Origin of the sequence: Echinicola rosea, assembly GCF_005281475.1 — a bacterium.
In the GTDB taxonomy this organism is placed as follows: Bacteria; Bacteroidota; Bacteroidia; order Cytophagales; family Cyclobacteriaceae; genus Echinicola; species Echinicola rosea.
In genome coordinates this window covers 5047977-5068764 of record NZ_CP040106.1, presented here as the reverse complement: position 1 = coordinate 5068764, position 20788 = coordinate 5047977, and the positions used below count along the sequence as shown (strand labels likewise).

Genomic DNA, 20788 nt, shown 5'->3' with positions numbered 1-20788 from the left:
TAGGTATATTATTCAGCTCATAACTCATTTAAACCCGAAATAATTATGGTAAAAAGTTTTCAAGGTGTTCGCTTGGCTGAGCCCAGTACGAGCGCGTCCCAACCTATTTTGGTGTCAGATCACATGACTACCAACCTCACCACATTCCATCCGGAGGACACCATTGACCATGTCGTCCAAATATTGACACAGAAGCGGATTTCAGGAGCACCGGTATTGGACGATGGCCAAAACCTCGTAGGCATAATTTCCGAGGTGGATTGCCTTAAAGAGATTATCCGCGGAAAATATAACAACACCCCCAGAATGGCAGGCCGAGTGCATGAGCATATGACCAAAGATGTCATCACCATGGATCCAGAACTGACGATTTTTGATGCTGCCCACCGATTTTTGGAATTGAAAATCAGGCGTTTTCCAGTGCTTAAGGATGGCAGACTATTAGGGCAGATAAGTTTAAGTGATATTATCAGGGCTATGCCACGCCTCAAATCATCGACGTGGTAAACGGGTGAAAGGAAATTTACTACTTCTACTTTATTTTTATATATAACCGACCAGCCTATAAACCGTAAGCCCTATCCACTCTTTAAATAATTTGTGCCAAATAACCAATCCATTAGGTGAAGGCATGACGAGGCTTTTAAAGTCTGCTTTGATGTCGGAAGCGTAGTAATCCACGGGAAAAGTGTCGGTTGGAACTCCGGCTTTGTCAAAGCAGGCCTTGGCCCGCTTCATATGGAAGGCAGAGGTGATCAATAATTGAATTGACTCTGGGTCAATATTTAGTAGTGTAAGCTTTTGTTTAGTAAAAAGTGCATTCTGACGGGTATTGACAGCTTGGTTTTCTATGATAATGTCCTCTTCAGGCACTCCTGCAATTTCCATAAAGTCGGCCAGCAATTTTGCTTCGGTATTGGAGTTGGTGGGGTTTAGGCCCTGGCCACCCGTGATCAATATCTTCTTTATCTTGTTCATTTTATACAATTGAACCGCTTGGGTTGCCCTATCTGCTCCTTTATTGAAAAAGGTACGGTCATAGGCGGTTTTATCCAGATTGGTCACGCCTGTCAGCACAATGCCAAATTCATAGGAGGGAAGGGCGGCAATAGGCTTGTAAGCCGGTTCCCATAAAAACATGGCAGTGTTAGCAATAAACGTATTGGAGAAAAATAGCAGTAGCACCACGCCTATTGTTCCAAATAGCTTTCCATGGTTTTTCTGGTGATATATTAACGCCAGGATCAGAATAATGATCAGAATGGTAAGCGGCATGGCAAGAAAGGTAAGGAACTGCGCTAGGTAGAAGAACATCCGATGCTGAATTTAAAATTGAAGTTTTGTGGCGAAGGTAGGCATACTTCAGCAATTAGGGAATGATCCAGTTTCACTATTTTCAAATATCCATCTACATGCACTGCTTGCTATGATGGAGGGGGATAGTGCTGGTATTTTACTGAAAATTGCGACAGTTAATGTCAAAGGTTTTTTATATCCTTAAAATTCCCCTTGTTTTGCCTAAATTATAGACCATGGAAGCAAAGCCCTTTATTATCTATAAATCATCTGCCGGCTCTGGAAAGACTTACACCCTTACCTTGGAGTACCTTAAACTGGCTTTGGCCCATCCATTGGCCTTTAGGGGGATATTAGCGGTTACTTTTACCAACAAGGCCACCCAAGAAATGAAGGGACGGATATTGGAGGTGCTCGGTAGGCTTAAGAACGAAATACGTCCTGATGAATATCTTGACCAGCAGTTGATGGAACATTTAGGACTGGATGAAGCGGGACTGAAGACCCAGGCAAGCAGGGTGCTTACGGCAATTTTACACGATTATGCCAATTTTTCGGTGTCCACGATTGACAGTTTTTTCCAAAAAGTAGTCAGGGCTTTTGCTAGGGAAATTGATCTGCAGGCAAAATTTGATGTGGCCATGGATCAAGATGCCGTCTTGGAACGGGTAGTGGATAGGGTGGTGCAGCATGTGTTGGATGATTCCTATTTGCACAAGTGGCTGGTGGATTATGCTTTGACCAAGATTCAAGAAGGTAAGTCATGGGATATCAGAAGCAATATCCGTGACTTGGGAATGGAAATCTTTACCGAAAATTTCAAGCAGTACCAGCAATTGATCAGGGAATTTCTTTCCAGCGAAAAGAACCTGGAACTATTCAGAAATTACCTCAACACAAAAAAGCAGGCCTTGCATAAAAAGGCCGCAGAAATGAAAACAGATGCCAATGCCCTTCGCCAACAGTTTGGATTGGAATGGACAGATTTTTCCGGCGGTAAAAGGGGATTTGCATTGTTGTTTGATAAGTTGGGAGAGCACATCAGTCCGATACCTGAATTAACGGAAAGCAGAAAAGCGGCCATTGATGATGAAACCAAATGGTATAGCAAAACAAGCAAACAAAAAGAGGCCATTATGGCGGCTTACCATGCCGGGTTGGGAGATATTCTTCGTCAATTTGTGCCATTGCGCCAAGAATGGATGACCTACCAGGCAATCGACAAGAACTTTTACGCCTATGGCATTTTCAGAAATCTTCTGGAGGAACTCAGAGACCTTAAGGATGAAGAAAATATCCTGATGATTTCCGATGCCAATGACTTCCTGAAGGAAATCACCAAGGAGAATGATGCGCCATTTATCTACGAAAAAGTGGGCAACCAGTACAAGCACTTTTTGATTGATGAATTTCAGGATACCTCGGGTTTCCAGTGGGACAGTTTTAAGCCCCTGCTGGAAAACTCCCTGAGCTATGAACATACCAATCTGGTCGTCGGTGATGTCAAGCAATCCATTTACCGCTGGAGAGGTGGGGATATGAAGCTATTGCTGGAGAAGGTCGAAGAGGACATTGGGTCTTCGCGGATTGCAGTGAAAGGGCTGGACACCAATTTCCGTTCACTTCCGCAGATCGTAGCCTTTAACAATACCCTCTTCAGTGTATTGCCTGAGCAATTGGAACGGAGTTTTGAACGGGAAACAGGGCATCCAAGTCCCGGCATTTTGACCAAAGCCTATCAGGATGTGGCGCAGAAGGTTCCAGCAGCCAAAAATGAGCTGGATTTTCAAGGGATGGTGCGTATGGAGTTTTTGGAAGATACAGGTGAAGAGGAGGATTTGGGCTACACCGAGATGGTTTTGGAAAAACTCCCTGCCATGATCATGGAGTTGCAGGATCATGGCTACCGACCTAGGGATATTGCTTTTTTGGTAAGGAAGAAGCATCAAGGAGCCATGATCGCTGATGCCCTGATGGCGTATAGACATGAACACCCTGAGTTGGATTACAGCTTTGATGTGGTTTCCGATGAATCTATGTTTCTGGATAAGGCCGCCACGGTAAAGGCATTGATTGCTGCCTTAAACTACTTGGCAGATCCTACAGACCACGTCTCTTTTCAGACCTTATGGTTCTACTGGAGCTCACTGAATGGCCAAGCGATTAGCCATGAGGTTTTTTCTACGAGGGATAAGCCGGATTGGTTGGCAGAGAAGATAGCAGCGTTTGCAGCGGAAGCGGACAGGATAGCCAAATTGCCCCTTATGGAATTGCTGGAAGAGTTGGTGGCACTATTAGGATTTTATGAGTTACAGACGGAGCTGGCCTATATTTCTGGTTTCAAGGAAGCCGTGTACGATTATGTGGCCAATAACCGCGCAGACTTATCTGGATTTCTCCATTGGTGGGAAGAGAACAGCCATAAACGTACAGTGAAGATTCCCGAAGGGCATGATGCTATGCCTATCATAACGATCCACAAATCCAAAGGATTGCAATACAAAGTCGTTTTGATGCCATTTCTGATGTGGAGAATAGTGGATTTTTCCAAGGACAATATCATCTGGTCTCCTTTCCGGGATATGGAGGAAGATGTGGAAGCGATCATTCCGCTTACCCTTAAGAAGGAATTGGCAAATTCGGTCTTTAAGCCCATCCACCTGGAAGAAGTGACCATGGCTTACCTGGATACCCTGAACATGATCTATGTGGCCCTTACCAGGGCAGAGGAGGTACTTTGGACCCTAAGTCCGAAGAAAATTGTAAAAAATTCGAGCAAGGCCTCGTCCAATCCGCTTGAGAAAAACCTCTTGGAAATAATGGAGCAGGGAGGGCTTAAAACGGCGGAACATGATTTATCGAGTTTTTTTGACCAAGAGTCAAGTGTTTTTAAATGGGGTGAATGGCCGGAATCAACCGATACCTCCCAAGACACGAAGCCATTAAAAGATGGTCTTTTGACCTGGAACCATAGAAAGTGGGGAGAACTCCTGGAAGTCAAGCAATATGCGGTGGACTTTAGCGAAGAAGGATTAGCGCAACGTCATAGGAGGAGCTTTGGGGTATTGATTCATGAATTGCTGGAAAAGTCACCCAATCAGCAGGAGGCGATGGATCAGCTGCAGTCCTTTTATTTTGAAGGAAGGTTGGACAGTGAGGAGAAGGAAATCGTCAGGGACCAATTGAAGAAGCTATTTGGAAAAGAACAATTTCGATCTTGGTTTGAAGGTAGTGGAAGGATTCTGACCGAACAGGGAGTGCTGCTGCCAGGAGGGCGGCAAAGGCGACCGGACAGGATTGTCATCAAGGGTAATCTGGCAGAAGTGATAGACTTTAAAACCGGTGAAGAGCTGGATAAGCACCAACGACAGGTGAGGGAGTACATGAAGCTGGTAGCAGGACTAGGAGACTATCAGGTCAAAGGGTTTCTGTGCTATCTCGAGACAGGAAGGATCATTGAGGTGTGACATTGGAGTCAAGTCAAACCTAAGCTTGTGTGTATCCGGTGAGGCTTATGGCTTCGTTCAGGCACCCTTAGTTGTGCTTGGTTTTTGCCCTGAGCATGTCGAAGGGGGCAATCAGGGAGTTTATTCTGATAATAAAAATCAAAAACGATTGACTGAGGGTCAATGCTTGGGAATTTTCTTTAATGATAGAAGGAATAGCAGTGACTAGTGGTCAGGGAAATTGGATCAATCCTATGTAAAATCCAGTTTCATAATCAATAATCATGTAACCAGTAACCAATAAATGGAGAGTTTTCTTAGAGATACTGCATCTGATTTATTAAATAAACATAAGGACCTCAGCAAAATAGCCGTGGTACTCCCCAATAGAAGGGCGGGATTGTTTTTTATCCAGCATTTGGGCAAGTTGATCGATCGACCACAGTGGATGCCGTCGGTCATAACCGTGGAAGAGCTGTTTTACAAGTTTGCACAAAACAAACCGGCTGATCAGCTGACGTTGATTTTTGAACTTTACCGGGTTTATCGTGAATTGCAGGCGGATGCTGAGCCCTTTGATCGGTTTTACTTTTGGGGAGAAATGATCCTGAAGGACTTTAACGACATTGACCAATTTATGGTGGATCCGACCAAATTGTACAAGTTGGTCGCTGAAATCAAGGAAATAGAGACGGACTTGAGTTACTTGAGTGAGAGCCAAATTGAATTGGTAAAGCAATTCTGGAAATCATTTGAGCGTGAAGGAAGGATGGGTGAAAATGGCCACAAGGATAAGTTTATCCGTTATTGGGAATTATTGGGGCCACTTTATGAGCGGTTTAAGCGGGAGCTCGAAGTTTCGGGTTATGCCTACTCAGGCATGCTCTATCGTGAAGTGGCAGAGAATATAGCCCAACTGGAGCGTCCTGGGTTGCATTATGCGTTTGTTGGGTTTAATGCCTTCACGAAAACGGAGGAGAAATTGGTCAAGCATTTTGTAGCGGCCTTTGGGGCTTCGGTCTATTGGGATTTGGATGCTTTTTATCTCGAAGATTACCAGCAAGAGGCTGGGCTTTTCTTTCGGGAGTATCAAAAAGACAAAGTGCTCGGTCCTACCTTTCCCAAGGCCGTCCCACAATACATCCAGCAAGCCAGCTCAAAAACCAAGGTGTACCAAACCCCATTAAAGATCAACCAAGCAAACTTAATAGGGAAAGTGCTGGAGGGAATTGGCCAAGACGAACTTCTAGAGGAAACGGTGGTCATCCTGCCTGATGAGCAACTGCTGTTTCCCGTAATGAACCAACTCCCAGACCACTTGGACAAGGTGAATGTCACGATGGGGTACCCTGTTCGGAATGCACCGGTATATGCATTTCTGGAAGCGGTTTTAGAGCTTCAGCGTTATGTGAAGGTAGAAGAGGGAAATACGACGTTTTATCACCAAGCGGTAAAAGAGTTGCTTTCTACGACCTATCTTAAGGGCGAGAGAGCGCATTTTGTAGAAGAGCTGTTGGAAAATATCCAACGGAAAAACCAAGTTTATATTCCGCAGCCGACGCTTCAGTCCGGAGGTGGACTATTTGAGTTGATTTTCCAAAAGCTGGAAACGGCAGGGCTATTTAACTATTTGGAAACCCTTATGCTCATGTTGGCAGACCGGCTGGAAGGTGACCAACTCCAGCGAAGTTACCTTTACCAATGTCACAAGCAGCTGACCCGACTAAAGGACATATTTCAAAAGCAGGAGTCCATTTCCATAAACCTGGAGTTCTTTATCAGGTTGTTCAGGCAGGTTTTTAGGGAAGTGCGGTTGCCTTTTGAAGGAGAGCCACTAGCCGGGTTACAGGTGATGGGTGTGCTGGAATCCCGTAACCTGGATTTTAAGCGTGTGATCATTGCCAATATGAACGAGGGTAGTTTTCCACCTTCAGGAGGCCTGAATTCACTTATCCCCTTTAATATCCGTAAGGCATTCGGGCTACCTGTTCAAGAGCAAAATGACGCTATTTACGCCTATACGTTTTACCGGCTTCTCCATCGTGCCGAGGAAGTGCATATGATTTATTCCACTGCTTCAGATCAGGGCAAAGTAGGTGAAATGAGCCGTTATATACGCCAGATGACAATGGAGATGAACATGGATATTGCCGAAGAAGTGGTGTATGTTCCGGTGGATATCCACCCAGGAGAACCCATCACCATCACGAAAACCGACGAGATCATGCAGTTGTTGGGAAAATACCTGGTCATAGAGGATGGGACTTCCGAGACGGCATTTTCCCCGTCGGCTTTGAGCATTTGGCTTGACTGCCGGCTGAAGTTCTACTTTCGCTATTTGGCCAATATCAACGAGAAGGATAAGGTGGAGGAAGAGGTGAGTCCTTCGGTGTTTGGTAACCTGGCCCACTATGGCTTAGAGTACCTTTACAAGGGGTTTATGGAAAGGAAGCAGCGAAGAGTAGTCCGAAAAGAGGATTTTGACCAGTTAAATAAATATATAGGGCCATCAATTGAAAAGGCAATCCGGGAATTCTACCATCTTGAGGAGGAAGCTGATACACGCTTAAGTGGCCAGCTGGCCATCGTGCGTGATGTGATGCAGAAGTACATAGAAGAGCTCTTGAAATGGGATCAGAAGGGAGCACCTTTTGAACTGGTTTCGCTTGAAAAAGATCTGAGCTACCGTACTGCTATACCAGTCCAGGCAAACAATGAGGAATATTCAGTAGCTTTAAAGGGCATTATAGATCGTGTGGATAAACAAAATGGTGCAGTGCGGTTGATCGACTATAAGTCAGGTCAGGATATCAAGGATTTTCCATCCATTTCTTCACTATTTGATCGTGAGGATTCCAAAAGAAACAAAGCAGCCATGCAGACCTTGATCTATGGCCTGCTGTACCAAGCCAAATTTCCCCAAAACCAAGCTCCACTCAAACCGGCGATATTTAACCTGAAGGAAGTTTTCAAAGATGATTTTAACCCTTACCTACAGTTTAAAGAAGGTAGAGGGCCGAGAGAAGAACTGAACAACTACTTGGATTATCAGCAAGAATTTACAGCGAGCCTAAAAGCAATGCTCTCAGAAATATTTGATAAGGCCATTGCCTTTGACCAGACGGATGACTTGAAGAAATGCGAATATTGTCCCTACAGGGAAATTTGTGGCAGATAGAGGGGGGATCGGAAAGTTAGAATAGTGTAGCGCTTCTAAAGGTGAGCCGTCAGTTTCTTAATGAAAGAATTTCTATTTCCGTCCAAAGAGCATTTGCTCGTTCATGGGGGACAATGCCACTTTGGTCAAGCTTTCCCGTATCAAGCGTAAAAGTTTGGGGCCGACAGTTTTCTTAATGGAAAAACCTCCGATAAATAAAAATGTCACAAAGGCACCAAGTACATGTTAGGCCAGCATTGAAAGATTACGCTCGAAAGCTAGCCCCAGGGGGGCGACACGTTCATAACCATGGGTAAAGCCCGTGGTAAATTGCCCATCCAATGTTTTCGGTTTTAGTCGAATTCCCTCCCTATTCCCCATGAATTCGTGCTAAAAACCGAATCAAGCGGATGGAGGAGGCCAGGGAAATTGCTATTAAACTGTTAGTAAAGAGATGTCAGCCTGAGCGGAGTCGAAGGCTAGACGTTGGACCTCGACTCCATGCCTGTCGGTCAGGCAAGCACTCGGTCTGACGCTTTTTGCCTGAATTAAATAACTTTATGGGGTAAAAGCGATTTCCAGGTGAAGGAAGCCCGTCGTTTTAATGATATGAAATTTTCTTTCATAAGACCATGTCAAAATTCACCCCCCAAGAAATATTGCTTGATCCGCTTTCTCGCTATGTTAGAAATCTATTTTCTGTATCTTTTCATGGATTTCAGGGATGGCCATTAGGGCAGCAGACCCGTACCATTCCACCAGCTCCATCTTGAGCACGCCAGCCTTCACGGCAGGATCCTCAGCAGTGAGTTTTTCAGCTTCATTAATGTCTGCCACATCAAAGATAAAGATCCCCCGGAGGGTTCCTTCACCAAAGAAGGGACCCGCCAAAACCAGCTTCTTTTCCGTGGCCATTTTTCCGATATGCTCCATATGGCCTTGCTGGATTTTAGCTCTTTCTTCCTCCGAATAGTGTTCCACATCTGGACCACTTTTCAGAAATGCCATGACATATTTACGCATTCCATAATCGTCAGCTTGGTATTTTTTTGCCAGTTCTTCATCGTATTTATCTTGCCCAAAGGCAGGGGTAAATAGACCAATTAGAAGGATAAAGAAGGGGAAGGTTTTCTTCATGTTTACATCAGTTTTTGGGTGTGTTTTTGAGTATGAAATGGCCTTATGTTTTTTCTGTTTTTGGAGCTTTTTTAGAGCCGAAACGTAAGCCTAAAGAAACGAATTTTTTGGTCGTAAAAACAGGTCATTTTCCAGTCAGGATTTTTTCAGAATACAGGGCTTTCTGGAAAGGATTAATTCAGCCTTTTTCACGGTACTGAAGTTAAGGATAAACTTCCCAGAAAGGAAATTTATACCACTGTTTTTCCCCATCAAACAGCCGAAGATGGGTAGGGGGATTTTGGCTAAATACGAGGGTAGGGCTCGCTTTGTTTGGGTGGGGTAGAGGAGAGAATTGAAGCTGATTGTTATGGGGGTTTTTATGTAGAAAAGAAGCAGGGACCCCGCTAAAAAATGGAAGTAATAGCCATCAGAGGGATGGAATAAATCATAAAACGGGATATGAAAATAGCATAATTAACATGCTCAGGAGGTTCAGTGTTAATGATTATGAAGGCAAATTAAATTTTAGATAAGCAATGTCTATATATGTAAATATTAACTTTAGTTAAATGGTTTTAAATTATTGAAAAATAGATATTTAAGTTATTTTTAGCCTTGGCTAATTTAGTCAGTCTTGATTTATTTAGTTTAGGCTAAAACAAAATATACCCTTGATATTAAGCTTTCATGGGGTTTTGCGGTGATATTTTTTATATCTTAGATTACAAGCTAATGTTCGCATGAAGTCTAGTCTCAGGATAGCACTTATTTATATACTTATAGGAGGAAGCTGGGTGACTTTTTCTTCCTTATTTCTTGATCAGTTTCAGGAGGACCTGGGCCTGTCCAAAATGGTCATGTTTGAAGTAGTAAAGGCCATTCTATTTGTTGGGGCTTCAGGGGTGTTGATATACTTGTTGGTGGAGCGTTCGATGAAGTTGGATCGGAGAGTTTGGGAGGGGTACGAAGTGATCTTTGATAACATTCCTATCAGCATGTGGGTGGTGGATAAACAGTCCGGCAAAATCGTCAATTCAAATGAAATGGCAGCCATCATTTTTGGGGATAAAATTCAGCGGAAAAGTGCCATTGGATTTGATGTTTTTTCGGGCATTTCCAAAAGCAGGTTAGGGGAAGTTTATGCTGCCCAAAAGCAGTCGATTAAGAAGTGTGAATTAAAGGACAGAAATGGGGAGAAAAGAATGGTTGATTTGTACTTTGTTCCCTTCCTGAGAAATCGGAAAGAAAAGCTCATGGTAGCGGCAGTAGATAATACTACCATTCATCAGAATATGATAGAGAAGGAGATCTTGAACAATTCACTAAAAGAGCAAAATGACCGCCTTCGGAAATTTGCTTTTATGAATTCGCATAACCTCAGGAGGCCACTTTCTAATGTGCTGGGGATGGTAAACTTTATAAAGGATGGCCATCCCAGTAAGGAAGTAGTGGAAATGCTAAAACAATCCTCGGAAGAACTAGACGAGGAAGTAAAAAAAATGAATGAAATACTCGCTGATGAGATGGTACAAAACCAATTCAATACACCTATGACAAATCATCGTTCAAAATCCATTTTAATAGTCGATGATGACAAAGTTCAGCATTTGATCAATAAGAGGTTGTTGCTGAAAAACAATCCCGAATTGGATTTATATTTTTTCGCAAATCCAATTGAGGCATTATTTTGGCTTGATGAACATAAAGTGGATTTACTTTTACTTGATATCAATATGCCAGAAATGAAAGGTTGGGATTTTTTGGATCAACTGATCGAACGTGAAATAGAGGTGGAGGTTCGGATGCTTTCCTCCTCAATTGATCCAAGGGATGAGGAGAGGAGTAAACAATATGACATGGTCAGCGGTTTTTTAGTGAAACCTTTAAGGAAAGAATCCCTAGAAGATATTTTGTGATGTATTTATCGTTTTTAAATAAGTCTAATCGGGCTAAAATTATTAGTTTCGCACATTCAAGTAAACCTTATGGCTAATAAATCCAATAAGAGAGAGCATTTGATCACTCCTAAGATCGATTCGATGATGTTAGGTTTGGCCGATGCCTTCGCATTTATCAAGCGCTTCTTTAAGGAAGTCTGGATGCCTCCGTATGAGTTTAAGGAGGTAATTCGCCAATGCTATAAAATTGGCTATAATTCTTTGGCGCTCATTTCGCTAACAGGCTTTATTGTGGGGATCGTTTTTACCAATCAGTCCCGCCCATCCTTGTCAGAGTTTGGCGCCACTTCTTGGTTGCCGTCGCTGATTTCCATTGCCATTGTGCGGGCGATGGGTCCCTTGGTGACTGCGCTGATCGCAGCAGGCAAAGTGGGATCGAGCATTGGTGCGGAGATCGGCTCGATGAAAGTGACCGAGCAGATCGATGCCATGGAAGTATCAGCTACCAATCCATTTAAGTTTTTGGTAGTCACCCGGGTATTGGCCACCACTTTCATGATCCCTGTATTGGTAATGTACACGGATTTTGTGGCATTGATGGGAGCATTTCTTTCGGTAAACAGTAATGAAAGTGTTAGTTTTTCGACTTACTTTGTCCAGGTATTCGACGCCATTTCGTTTTTGGATATCTTTTCGTCCATTATCAAGTCATTGGTATTTGGCTTTACTATCGGGATAGTGGGATGCTATAAAGGATACCACTCTTCCAAAGGTACCGAAGGAGTGGGGAAAGCAGCGAATGCCTCAGTGGTATTGGCGATGTTCTTGATCTTTATTGAAGAATTGCTGGCACTTCAGATTGTGAACTTTATCAGAATGTCCTAAGCTATGAGAGAAAAAGTAGTAGAAGTAAGGGGATTGAAGAAGTCTTTCGGAGAGTTAGATGTACTGATGGGAGTGGACTTGGATCTTTATAAGGGGGAGAACGTCGTGGTACTCGGGAAATCCGGTACGGGCAAATCCGTATTGATTAAGATTATGGTGGGCCTACTTACCCAGGACGAAGGTACGATGAACGTACTTGGCCATGAAGTTTCAAACCTTGGTGCGAAAGAACTCAATGACCTAAGGTTAAAAATTGGTTTTTCTTTTCAGGCAAGTGCGTTATATGATAGTATGACCGTGCGGGAAAACCTTGAATTTCCGCTTGTGAGAAATGTCAAGGGGCTTAGCCGAAGTGAAAAGGACACGATGGTGGAAGAAGTGCTGGAGGCAGTGGGACTTTCGCAGACGATAAACCAAATGCCATCAGAGCTTTCTGGTGGCCAAAGAAAACGGATAGGGATTGCCAGGACACTTATCCTGAAGCCAGAAATCATGCTATATGATGAACCCACAGCTGGACTGGATCCGATCACCTGCAGTGACATCAATAACCTGATCAACGAGGTGAGGGAGCGATACAATACATCTTCTATCATCATTACACATGATTTGACCTGTGCCCGGGATACAGGGGACAGGGTCGCGGTGCTTTTGGATGGTCAATTTGGCGCCGAAGGAAAATTTGAAGAGGTGTTCAAAACACCAGAGGATCAAAGAGTGAAATCATTTTATGACTATAATTTCATTACATAATGAGAAATGATAATAAAAAATCAGTAATCGTCGGGATTTTCGTACTAGTAGGAATTATCATTGCGGTAGTGGGGATCTTGACGTTGGGGGCACAGCAAAAGGTTTTTGTGAAAAGTGTCAAGCTAAAAGCTGTTTTCGACGATGTCCAAGGACTTCAGACAGGAAATAATGTCTGGTTTTCAGGGGTCAAGATAGGTACGGTGACCTCTATTAAATTTTATGGGGATTCGCAAGTGGAAATAGAAATGAACGTGGATGCTGATTCCAAGGATTATATACGGAAGGATTCTAAGGCCACCATTAGTTCTGATGGTCTTATCGGTAACAAGATCATTGTCCTTTATGGAGGCACCACCCAAGCACCAGCGATCACTGATGGAGACCGGTTACAGGCAGTAATGCCTCTGGACACGGATAACATGATGGAGACGCTGCAGGAAAACAACCAGAACCTTGTATCCATTACCAATGACCTTAAAGTCCTCACCGGTAAAATAGCCAATGGGGAAGGGATTGTCGGTGCGGTGCTGACCGATAGTTTGTTGGCCACTAATTTTAAGAACACTTTGGTGAGCTTGGAGCGAACAGCTGCCAGCAGTAGTCAAATAGCACGTGATTTAGGGGATTTTACGGCCAGTCTGGACAGGGAAGGCACCATACTTTATGAATTGTCCAATGACACTACGGTATATTCCAGTTTGAAGAAAACCGCTTCCGAATTGGAGAATACAAGCATGACAGCTACTGAGGCGGCGACCAATTTCAAGGATGCCAGTGAAAAACTGAATTCCAAAGACAATGCTGTGGGAATGCTGCTTAACGACGAGGAGTTTGCCGATTATATCAAAACAACGCTGAAAAATACGGAAACAACCACTGAACTTCTCAACGAGAACTTGGAAGCGCTTAAGTACGCCTGGATCATGAGGAAGGCGCATAAGCGCAAGGAGAAAGCAGAAGCCAAAGCGGAGAAGGAAGCAGAAAGGGAAGCGAAAAAGTCCGGTGAATAAACAGAAAAAGCGCATTATTAATCCAGCGGCTGTTCCTTCGAGCAGCCGCTTTTTTTTTTACCAATAAATGGTGTTTTACAATTGATGTTGGTGTTTTTACAGTTGAGTTATTTTTTAGGCGGATTCGTTAAAACTCTATTCCGCTGATGATTTTCTCTTTTGCTTCCACTATTTCTTCAGCGTCCGCTTCCAATTGTTCATTGTCGTTGTTTTTATCAAGCATTAATCTCACACTGATCGGGAAATGGTCTGATCCAATGGAATGGTGCACCTTTATTTTTTTAAGGCGAAATTGGTGGCTTACAAAAATATGGTCCAAAGGCCATCGAAGAAAGGGATACTTGGCATGGAAGGTATTGAACATCCCGCGTCCGATTCGGGGGTCTCCCATACCGCTGATCTTTAAAAACAATTCAGTAGTGTAACTCCAAGCCACATCATTTAGATCTCCCATGATAATAGTGGGTTTCTTTTCAGATTTGGCCTTTTTTCCCACAATTAATATCTCAGCATCTCTTTCGGTACTATGGGTGTTTTCTCCCGGCACAGGAGGTGTCGGGTGTATGGCAAATAGTTTAATGGGTTGTCCATCGACCTGCATATCAGTGAAAATAGAGGGAATGTCTTCACTGATGAGGTAGTTGATTTGGGTGTTTTCCAGGGGATACTTGGCATAGAGTAGCATACCATAGGTATTTTCCAAGGGGAGCTCTACATGATAGGGGTATTTTTCTTTTAGCACTGCAATGGCTTCTGCCCACCTATGGTCTGTTTCTACTAGCATGAATAGATGAGGTTTTTCTTTAGCGATCAATTCAAGACATCGGTCATAATTTTCATTGTACTGATAGACATTTGCCACGAGCACCTTGATGCCGTCCTTGTCTTTGTAATTGGCAGGTTTGACCATTTTGGTGTGAAAGGGTGAATATGGGATGATCTGCTTTAGGAGGTAAATAAGCAGGAGGAAAAGGGAGAAAATGATTCCGAAATCGACTTTCGATAATTGGTCATAATCTACAAAAGTCCAGCATATTAATGTTGCCAATATTAACAATAACTTCTGGAAGCGGGGATAATCAAAAACCCGAAAAGTCCAATAGTCTTTTTTTACCAGTGGCATTAATGTTGCGAGGATGAAGATAGCAGAAAATGCATAAAGCACTGCTTTCATGATGCGGATGATTTATAAGTTTAATAATATCAGCTTAGGCAGTATATGCCTAGTTTCAGCTTACAATTTACTTTAAAAAATCTTATATTAAGGAATCATACTGCATTTTAAGCAGTTATCAAGTAGAAACTATTTTTACCATTTATAACCATAAAAAACATATGTCACTAGATCCTTATCATATCAAAAAGCAGCTTGATACTGCAAAAGGATCGCTAAACTACTGGAGTTTGGCGTCATTGCAGGAACAAGGTCATAAGATCAATCAACTTCCATTTTCGATTCGGATATTGCTGGAAAATGCGCTTCGGAACTATGATGACTTTGCCATCACCAAAGAACATACCGAGACGCTTTTAAATTGGAAACCAGAGGCATCTGATAAGGATGTTCCTTATAAGCCGGCAAGGGTACTGATGCAGGATTTCACCGGAGTGCCTGCTGTGGTGGACATTGCATCCTTGCGGGCAGAGGCAGTTCGTAAAGGCAAAGATCCACAAAAGATCAATCCATTGATCCCTGTGGACTTGGTGGTGGATCACTCTGTCCAAGTGGATTATTTTGGCACCAACTACTCTTACAAGAAAAATGTGGATGTGGAGTATGAACGAAATGGAGAGCGTTATGAGTTTCTGAAATGGGCACAAAAATCCTTTGATAATTTTTCGGTGGTACCTCCTGGCATGGGAATTTGCCATCAAGTGAACCTGGAATATTTGGCCAAAGGTGTGATCGAACGGGATGGCAATGTTTTTCCTGATACCCTTGTCGGTACAGATTCCCATACCCCTATGGTAAACGGTATCGGAGTAGTCGGCTGGGGCGTAGGAGGCATAGAAGCGGAAGCAGCCTTGCTGGGCCAGCCTATTTACTTCATTATGCCACAGGTGGTAGGGTTGAAGCTAACAGGCAAATTGCCTTTGGGAACTACCGCCACCGATATGGTGCTGACCATTACAGAGCTATTGCGTAAGCATGGCGTGGTAGGAAAGTTTGTGGAGGTATTTGGTCCCGGACTGGATACGCTTACCGTTCCGGACAGGGCGACCATTTCCAATATGTCTCCTGAATTTGGCTGTACGGTGACCTATTTTCCCATAGATGACCGAACACTCGACTATATGGGCAAAACCAACCGTTCTAAAGAACAGATCAAGTTGGTAGAAGATTATGCTAAGGCCAACATGCTTTGGCGAGAGGATGAGGAATCGATCAAATACAGTAGTCTGGTAGAGCTTGATCTGGGCACAGTGGAGCCTACTGTTTCAGGTCCTAAACGGCCGCAGGACAAAATCTTGGTAAGAAACTTTAAGGACAAGTTTGGAGAGCTGTTGAAAGAAGTGCATGGCCGTGAATATATCCCTATCGATAAGCGGGACAAGAGCCGATGGTTTGGAGAGGGGGGAGGCCAGCCCGTGGACAAGCCAGGAGACCTTCCCGAGGATGTGGAAATAGCCACCAAGACGAAAAATGGTCTAAAAACGGTAGAGGTTAAGATCAATAATGAGGAATTTGCACTATCCGATGGCAGTATCGTGATTGCCGCGATCACCTCCTGTACCAACACCTCCAATCCAAGCGTCATGATCGGCGCTGGGCTGGTCGCCCAAAAAGCCAGGGAGCGTGGACTTGATGTCAAACCTTGGGTCAAAACTTCCTTGGCGCCTGGTTCGAAAGTAGTCACGGATTATTTGGAAGCATCCGGTCTTTTGGATGATTTGGAGGCGTTACGCTTCCATGTGGTCGGCTATGGCTGTACGTCCTGCATCGGTAATTCCGGTCCGCTGCCGAAGCATATTGCCCATGCAGTAGAGGAGAATGACCTGGTCGTGGCCTCTGTATTGTCTGGAAACAGAAATTTTGAAGCGCGGGTACACCCGCAGGTGAAAATGAACTATCTCATGTCACCGATGCTTGTCGTGGCCTATGCCTTGGCCGGCCGGGTAGATGTGGACCTTAATCAAGAGCCACTTGGTTTTGATCCTAACTTGGAGCCGGTTTACCTAAAGGATATATGGCCGAGCAATGATGAGATTTTTGAAGTAATGGGGCAAGTCCTCAGTCCCGGTGACTTTGACAAAAACTACGGAGAGATATTCGAAGGAAATGAGCAGTGGAAAAATCTTGAAGCACCAAGCGACAAAGTGTACAATTGGTCTGAAAAGTCCACTTACATCAAGGAAGCACCATTCTTTCAAGGACTCAGCAACGAGGTACCTGAACCGCAGAATATCCAAGGAGCAAGAGTGCTGCTGAATCTTGGCGATTCGATCACTACAGACCATATTTCCCCTGCAGGAGCCTTTGCAGAAAGCTCCCCCGCTGGGCAGTACCTCGTGGGAAGGGGTGTGGAGAAAAAGGATTTCAACTCCTATGGATCCCGTAGGGGAAATGATGAAGTAATGGTCAGGGGGACCTTTGCCAATGTTCGGATCAAAAACCAGTTGGCGTCCAGAGAAGGAGGGTACACCACGCACATTCCTTCTGGTGAAGAAATGACGGTCTTCGAAGCCTCCGAAAAATACCAGCAGGACAATATCCCTTTGGTCGTATTGGCCGGTAAAGAATACGGAAGCGGATCCTCGCGTGACTGGGCTGCCAAGGGAACTACCCTGCTGGGAATTCATGCGGTCATAGCGGAAAGTTATGAGCGTATCCACCGATCCAATTTGGTGGGCATGGGAGTGCTGCCTTTACAGTTTGCCGAAGGTCAATCTGCTTCTAGTTTGGGACTTGATGGCAAAGAGGAAATTACCATTGAGGGGATTTCCGAAGGACTCAGTCCGCTTAAAAAGCTAAAAGCTACCGCCAAAAAGGATGGCGGGGCCGTGGTGAATTTTGAAGTGGTTTGTCGATTGGATTCAGAAGTGGAGATTGCCTATTATAAAAACGGTGGCATTCTCCATTATGTACTAAGAGAATTCCTTAAGCAGGATTGATATACTGGCTTGTAAATCGTAAAAAGGGCTTCATGACATCATGAAGCCCTTTTTTATAAATTATAAAACCCAAAATTAACTCAAATTCAATATCGTTGAACCCTGTTTAATTTGCTATAATTGTTTTTATTGCCTTTCCCGTGTATTTGATGATGTGTTTAGTGGTCAGCTCGGGGGCATACGCCACAGGACGGTCTTTTTCTACCATAATGATCCTGAAAGTCCTGGTCTTCAACATACCCTGGAAATTCCCTTTACGATCACCAATGGTCAGGGTCTTGTCACCATCATTGTAGGTTATCGGGATGATTGAAAATTTCCCCTGTTCATAATTGTAATTGGTCCCCTCATCTTCGTAGAGTTCAAAGCTTCCATTTTTGCCTCCGTACACGAATAGGGTAATCTCCTCTGCAGGTTTTTCATCGGCGTATTGGATGGCAGGGCCAAGCGGTAGAATACTGCCTGATGGCACATATAGGGGGATTTTTCCGTAAGGAGCGGAGACACTTTTCTGGACTCCTCCTTCTTGGTAGTCTCCAGTCAAGAGATCAAACCACCCAGCTCCTTTGGGGAAATAAACATCCCTGCTGGTAGCCTTGTACTGGTAAACGGGATTGACCAAAATCGAAGGACCAAACATAAACTGGTCATCGATTTCCCTGACGGCCGTATCTTCGCCAAAGTCCATGACCAAAGGCCTCATGATGGTGTAATCTTCGTGATGTATTTTTCCCGTGAGGGAATAAATATAAGGCATAAGCCGATAACGGAGACGATTGTAGAAAACAATGGATTCATAGGCGGGATGTCCTTCAGGAGCAATATTAAATACTTCTCGATACGGATACTGGCCGTGGGCCCGGTATAGTGGAGTGAAGGTACCATACTGATACCATCGGGTATTTAGCTCTCTCCATTCTTCCAAGGCCTCGCCTTCAGGATCAGGTCGGTCGTATTTGTCTTCCACAAAAAAGCCTCCAATATCAGTGGTCCAATAAGGTAATCCTGATAGTGAAAAATTCAGACCAGCAGGGATCTGCTGTTCCAACTCATCAAACCTGGCAGAAATATCACCGCTCCATGTGGCTGCTCCGTATCGTTGGATGCCGGGAAATGCTGATCTGGTGAGGATGAAGACGCGTTTATGGGGATTGGTTGCTCGCTGGCCGTTATAGATCCCTTTTGCATTGACCAAGGGATAGCCATTGAAATATTCGGTAGCGGATCCCAGTGCCGTCGGATGCATCAGTGACTTGCGGTGTTTGATGGAGGCATTGGAGAGTATATCCGGTTCCGTAGCATCCAGCCACCAGGCATCATTGCCTTTTTTATACAGTTTTTCATTGATCTGCTTCCAGAAAAGTTTCCTGGCTCCGGGATTATAGGCATCATAAAAGGTGCTGATGTACCCTTCCCCAATCCAGTCTCGCTGCCGGTTGATGATATTTTGTTTATAAAGCCAGCCTTTTTCATCAAACTGCCTGTAATGTTCGATCCCTTCGTAGAATTTTGGCCAGACGGAGATCATGATATGGGCGTGGTGTTGGTCGTGTACCTGGTCGATCATGCCGGTCGGATCGGGAAATCGGGCGGGATCAAAGTCGTGGCTTCCCCAAGCATCTTCTGGCCAATAGGACCAATCCTGCACGATATTGTCCAGCGGAATGTTCCTTTTTCGGTATTCGGCGACCGTATTCAGCAGTTCCTCTTGGGTTTTGTACCGCTCCCGGCTTTGCCAAAATCCCATGGCCCATTTGGGCATCACCTGGGCCTTACCGGTAAGCTGGCGATAGCCGGAGATGAGGTCGTCCATGTTTTTACCTGCCACGAAATAATAATCCAGCGTTTTGCCCGCTTCTGACCGAAACGTAAAGGTTTCCTTTGTTCGGTAAGGATCGGGTGGGAGAAATTTCATGCTCACGAACGATTGCGTGGATTCAGGGATCCATTCGATCTTAAAGTCGGTGGCTTTTTCCGTATTCAGCGTCAAGTTGAAGACCAAAGGCCCGGGATTCCAGCTTTCCCGCCAGCGATCCACCAGAAGTTTTCCATCAGCCCATACCTTAATGTATCCAGAATAGGTCATGTGAAAATGGTGCTCACCGTTTTTTCTTGCCTGCAGTTTTCCTTGCCATGTGGCGACACCATTGGCCATGTCAAAATTCTTTGGAATCTTTTTTAGATCTTCCAAAAAGGTATATGCAATATGGCCTTCTTGCTCTATCAGGCCTTCATCCGGACGGGTTTGGTCATTGGCATAGGTGGCGGTGAGAAAGCCTTCCTTTCCGGTGGCATCGTATAGCCTTAGCTCGGAAAGGGGCAGCGGATCCCGAGCATCACCAAATTTGGTAATGGAATAATTGTCCCAAAGAATACCATAGTTGCGGCTGGAGACCAGAAAGGGTACTGCCACGACGCTGTTGTACTGTGTGAGGTCCACATGGTAGCCTTTGTAGTTGAACAGGCCGGTTTGCTGCTGGCCAAGGCCATACAGCGCTTCGTCACTAGGACTTTTAAATCGTTGTTGAATGGTATATACCTGATCATCTTGCAACCCGTCAGCAGGAGGGGAAAACGCCTTTCCATCTTTGGCTTCTTGGAGCAAGAGCTTTCCTGAGGCATCCTTAAAAGTGACTTCCCCAGTGGACGTAGAAATCCAGGCCTGTACCTCAGCGGTCTTTACGCCAATAGAATCTTTGGTTTCGACCTTTTCCCAGGTTGGTGGACTGGGAAGTTGGTCGGAGATCATAAGGCTGCTGGTGGAGGGCATCGGGTTCTGGGCAGAGGAGCTCACCCTGATGATGCGGTCGGTGATAACTTCCAGCCGCACCTGCTTGGCTGCATAAGTATCGTCAGAAGGGAGGGAGACGGTGATACCGTTTTTATTTTGAATGGGCTTACTAGAGGAGGAAGAGCAGGCCGTAAGGATGGCCGAAAAGATCAGGGCATAAATCAATTTGGTACTGTACATGGTTTCCTAAGTCGTCAATAGGTTATTTTAGTACAGTAAAGGTAGGCAGCCGTCTTTTATCCAAGCGTACCCAAATGTTTACAATGCAGGGGGGAAATGTTAACTATTAGGTTCTATGGTTTGAAGGTTGGAAAGATTTG

Annotated in this window: 12 protein-coding genes; 8 read left to right on the top strand and 4 right to left on the bottom strand. The window is 44.4% G+C overall.

The annotated features are described in order from the left end of the window. Positions 1–45 precede the first annotated feature (45 nt). On the top strand, positions 46–507 hold the full coding sequence (locus tag FDP09_RS19690) for a CBS domain-containing protein (RefSeq protein ID WP_137404295.1): 462 nt from the start codon (positions 46–48) through the stop codon (positions 505–507). 36 nt (positions 508–543) lie between these two features. Here the strand turns inward: FDP09_RS19690 and FDP09_RS19685 are convergent, their stop codons facing one another. After that, positions 544–1314: a YdcF family protein gene (locus FDP09_RS19685; RefSeq protein WP_137404294.1), complete on the bottom strand. Its 771-nt coding sequence runs from the start codon at positions 1312–1314 to the stop codon at positions 544–546. 218 nt (positions 1315–1532) lie between these two features. Between FDP09_RS19685 and FDP09_RS19680 the strand changes: the two genes are divergently transcribed. Next, a complete protein-coding gene (locus FDP09_RS19680; RefSeq protein ID WP_137404293.1) occupies positions 1533–4763 on the top strand; it encodes a UvrD-helicase domain-containing protein in 3231 nt (1076 codons plus the stop codon). A gap of 283 nt (positions 4764–5046) precedes the next feature. Beyond that, positions 5047–7920 (top strand): PD-(D/E)XK nuclease family protein, encoded by a 2874-nt coding sequence (locus tag FDP09_RS19675; protein ID WP_137404292.1) that lies wholly within the window; start codon positions 5047–5049, stop codon positions 7918–7920. A 663-nt stretch (positions 7921–8583) separates the two neighbouring features. Here FDP09_RS19675 and FDP09_RS19670 read toward each other — a convergent pair. Further along, entirely contained in the window at positions 8584–9036 is a 453-nt protein-coding gene (locus FDP09_RS19670) for a YciI family protein (protein ID WP_137404291.1), read from the bottom strand. Between the two features lie 722 nt (positions 9037–9758). Between FDP09_RS19670 and FDP09_RS19665 the strand changes: the two genes are divergently transcribed. From FDP09_RS19665 to FDP09_RS19650, 4 genes are all read left to right on the top strand, one after another. Beyond that, a complete protein-coding gene (locus FDP09_RS19665) occupies positions 9759–10934 on the top strand; it encodes a response regulator (protein ID WP_137404290.1) in 1176 nt (391 codons plus the stop codon). 69 nt (positions 10935–11003) lie between these two features. Beyond that, entirely contained in the window at positions 11004–11801 is a 798-nt protein-coding gene (locus FDP09_RS19660) for an MlaE family ABC transporter permease (protein WP_137404289.1), read from the top strand. 3 nt (positions 11802–11804) lie between these two features. After that, positions 11805–12554 carry an ABC transporter ATP-binding protein gene (locus tag FDP09_RS19655; RefSeq protein ID WP_137404288.1) on the top strand — a complete coding sequence of 250 codons (750 nt, stop codon included), beginning with the start codon at positions 11805–11807 and terminating at the stop codon, positions 12552–12554. Beyond that, positions 12554–13564: an MlaD family protein gene (locus FDP09_RS19650; protein ID WP_137404287.1), complete on the top strand. Its 1011-nt coding sequence runs from the start codon at positions 12554–12556 to the stop codon at positions 13562–13564. Before FDP09_RS19655 ends, FDP09_RS19650 begins: the two co-directional genes overlap by 1 nt. A 127-nt stretch (positions 13565–13691) precedes the next feature. Here the strand turns inward: FDP09_RS19650 and FDP09_RS19645 are convergent, their stop codons facing one another. After that, positions 13692–14738 carry an endonuclease/exonuclease/phosphatase family protein gene (locus FDP09_RS19645; RefSeq protein WP_137404286.1) on the bottom strand — a complete coding sequence of 349 codons (1047 nt, stop codon included), beginning with the start codon at positions 14736–14738 and terminating at the stop codon, positions 13692–13694. Positions 14739–14899: 161 nt separating this feature from the next. Between FDP09_RS19645 and acnA the strand changes: the two genes are divergently transcribed. Next, positions 14900–17677 carry an aconitate hydratase AcnA gene (gene acnA, locus FDP09_RS19640; protein ID WP_137404285.1) on the top strand — a complete coding sequence of 926 codons (2778 nt, stop codon included), beginning with the start codon at positions 14900–14902 and terminating at the stop codon, positions 17675–17677. Positions 17678–17783: 106 nt separating this feature from the next. Here acnA and FDP09_RS19635 read toward each other — a convergent pair whose 3' ends face one another. Continuing rightward, positions 17784–20648 carry a TIM-barrel domain-containing protein gene (locus FDP09_RS19635; protein ID WP_137404284.1) on the bottom strand — a complete coding sequence of 955 codons (2865 nt, stop codon included), beginning with the start codon at positions 20646–20648 and terminating at the stop codon, positions 17784–17786. Positions 20649–20788 lie beyond the last annotated feature (140 nt).

Coding starts and splice junctions, on each gene's coding strand:
- FDP09_RS19690 (WP_137404295.1), top strand. CDS start 46: ATGGTAAAAAGTTTTCAAGGTGTTCGCTTGGCTGAGCCCAGTACGAGC.
- FDP09_RS19685 (WP_137404294.1), bottom strand. CDS start 1,314: ATGTTCTTCTACCTAGCGCAGTTCCTTACCTTTCTTGCCATGCCGCTT.
- FDP09_RS19680 (WP_137404293.1), top strand. CDS start 1,533: ATGGAAGCAAAGCCCTTTATTATCTATAAATCATCTGCCGGCTCTGGA.
- FDP09_RS19675 (WP_137404292.1), top strand. CDS start 5,047: ATGGAGAGTTTTCTTAGAGATACTGCATCTGATTTATTAAATAAACAT.
- FDP09_RS19670 (WP_137404291.1), bottom strand. CDS start 9,036: ATGAAGAAAACCTTCCCCTTCTTTATCCTTCTAATTGGTCTATTTACC.
- FDP09_RS19665 (WP_137404290.1), top strand. CDS start 9,759: ATGAAGTCTAGTCTCAGGATAGCACTTATTTATATACTTATAGGAGGA.
- FDP09_RS19660 (WP_137404289.1), top strand. CDS start 11,004: ATGGCTAATAAATCCAATAAGAGAGAGCATTTGATCACTCCTAAGATC.
- FDP09_RS19655 (WP_137404288.1), top strand. CDS start 11,805: ATGAGAGAAAAAGTAGTAGAAGTAAGGGGATTGAAGAAGTCTTTCGGA.
- FDP09_RS19650 (WP_137404287.1), top strand. CDS start 12,554: ATGAGAAATGATAATAAAAAATCAGTAATCGTCGGGATTTTCGTACTA.
- FDP09_RS19645 (WP_137404286.1), bottom strand. CDS start 14,738: ATGAAAGCAGTGCTTTATGCATTTTCTGCTATCTTCATCCTCGCAACA.
- acnA (WP_137404285.1), top strand. CDS start 14,900: ATGTCACTAGATCCTTATCATATCAAAAAGCAGCTTGATACTGCAAAA.
- FDP09_RS19635 (WP_137404284.1), bottom strand. CDS start 20,648: ATGTACAGTACCAAATTGATTTATGCCCTGATCTTTTCGGCCATCCTT.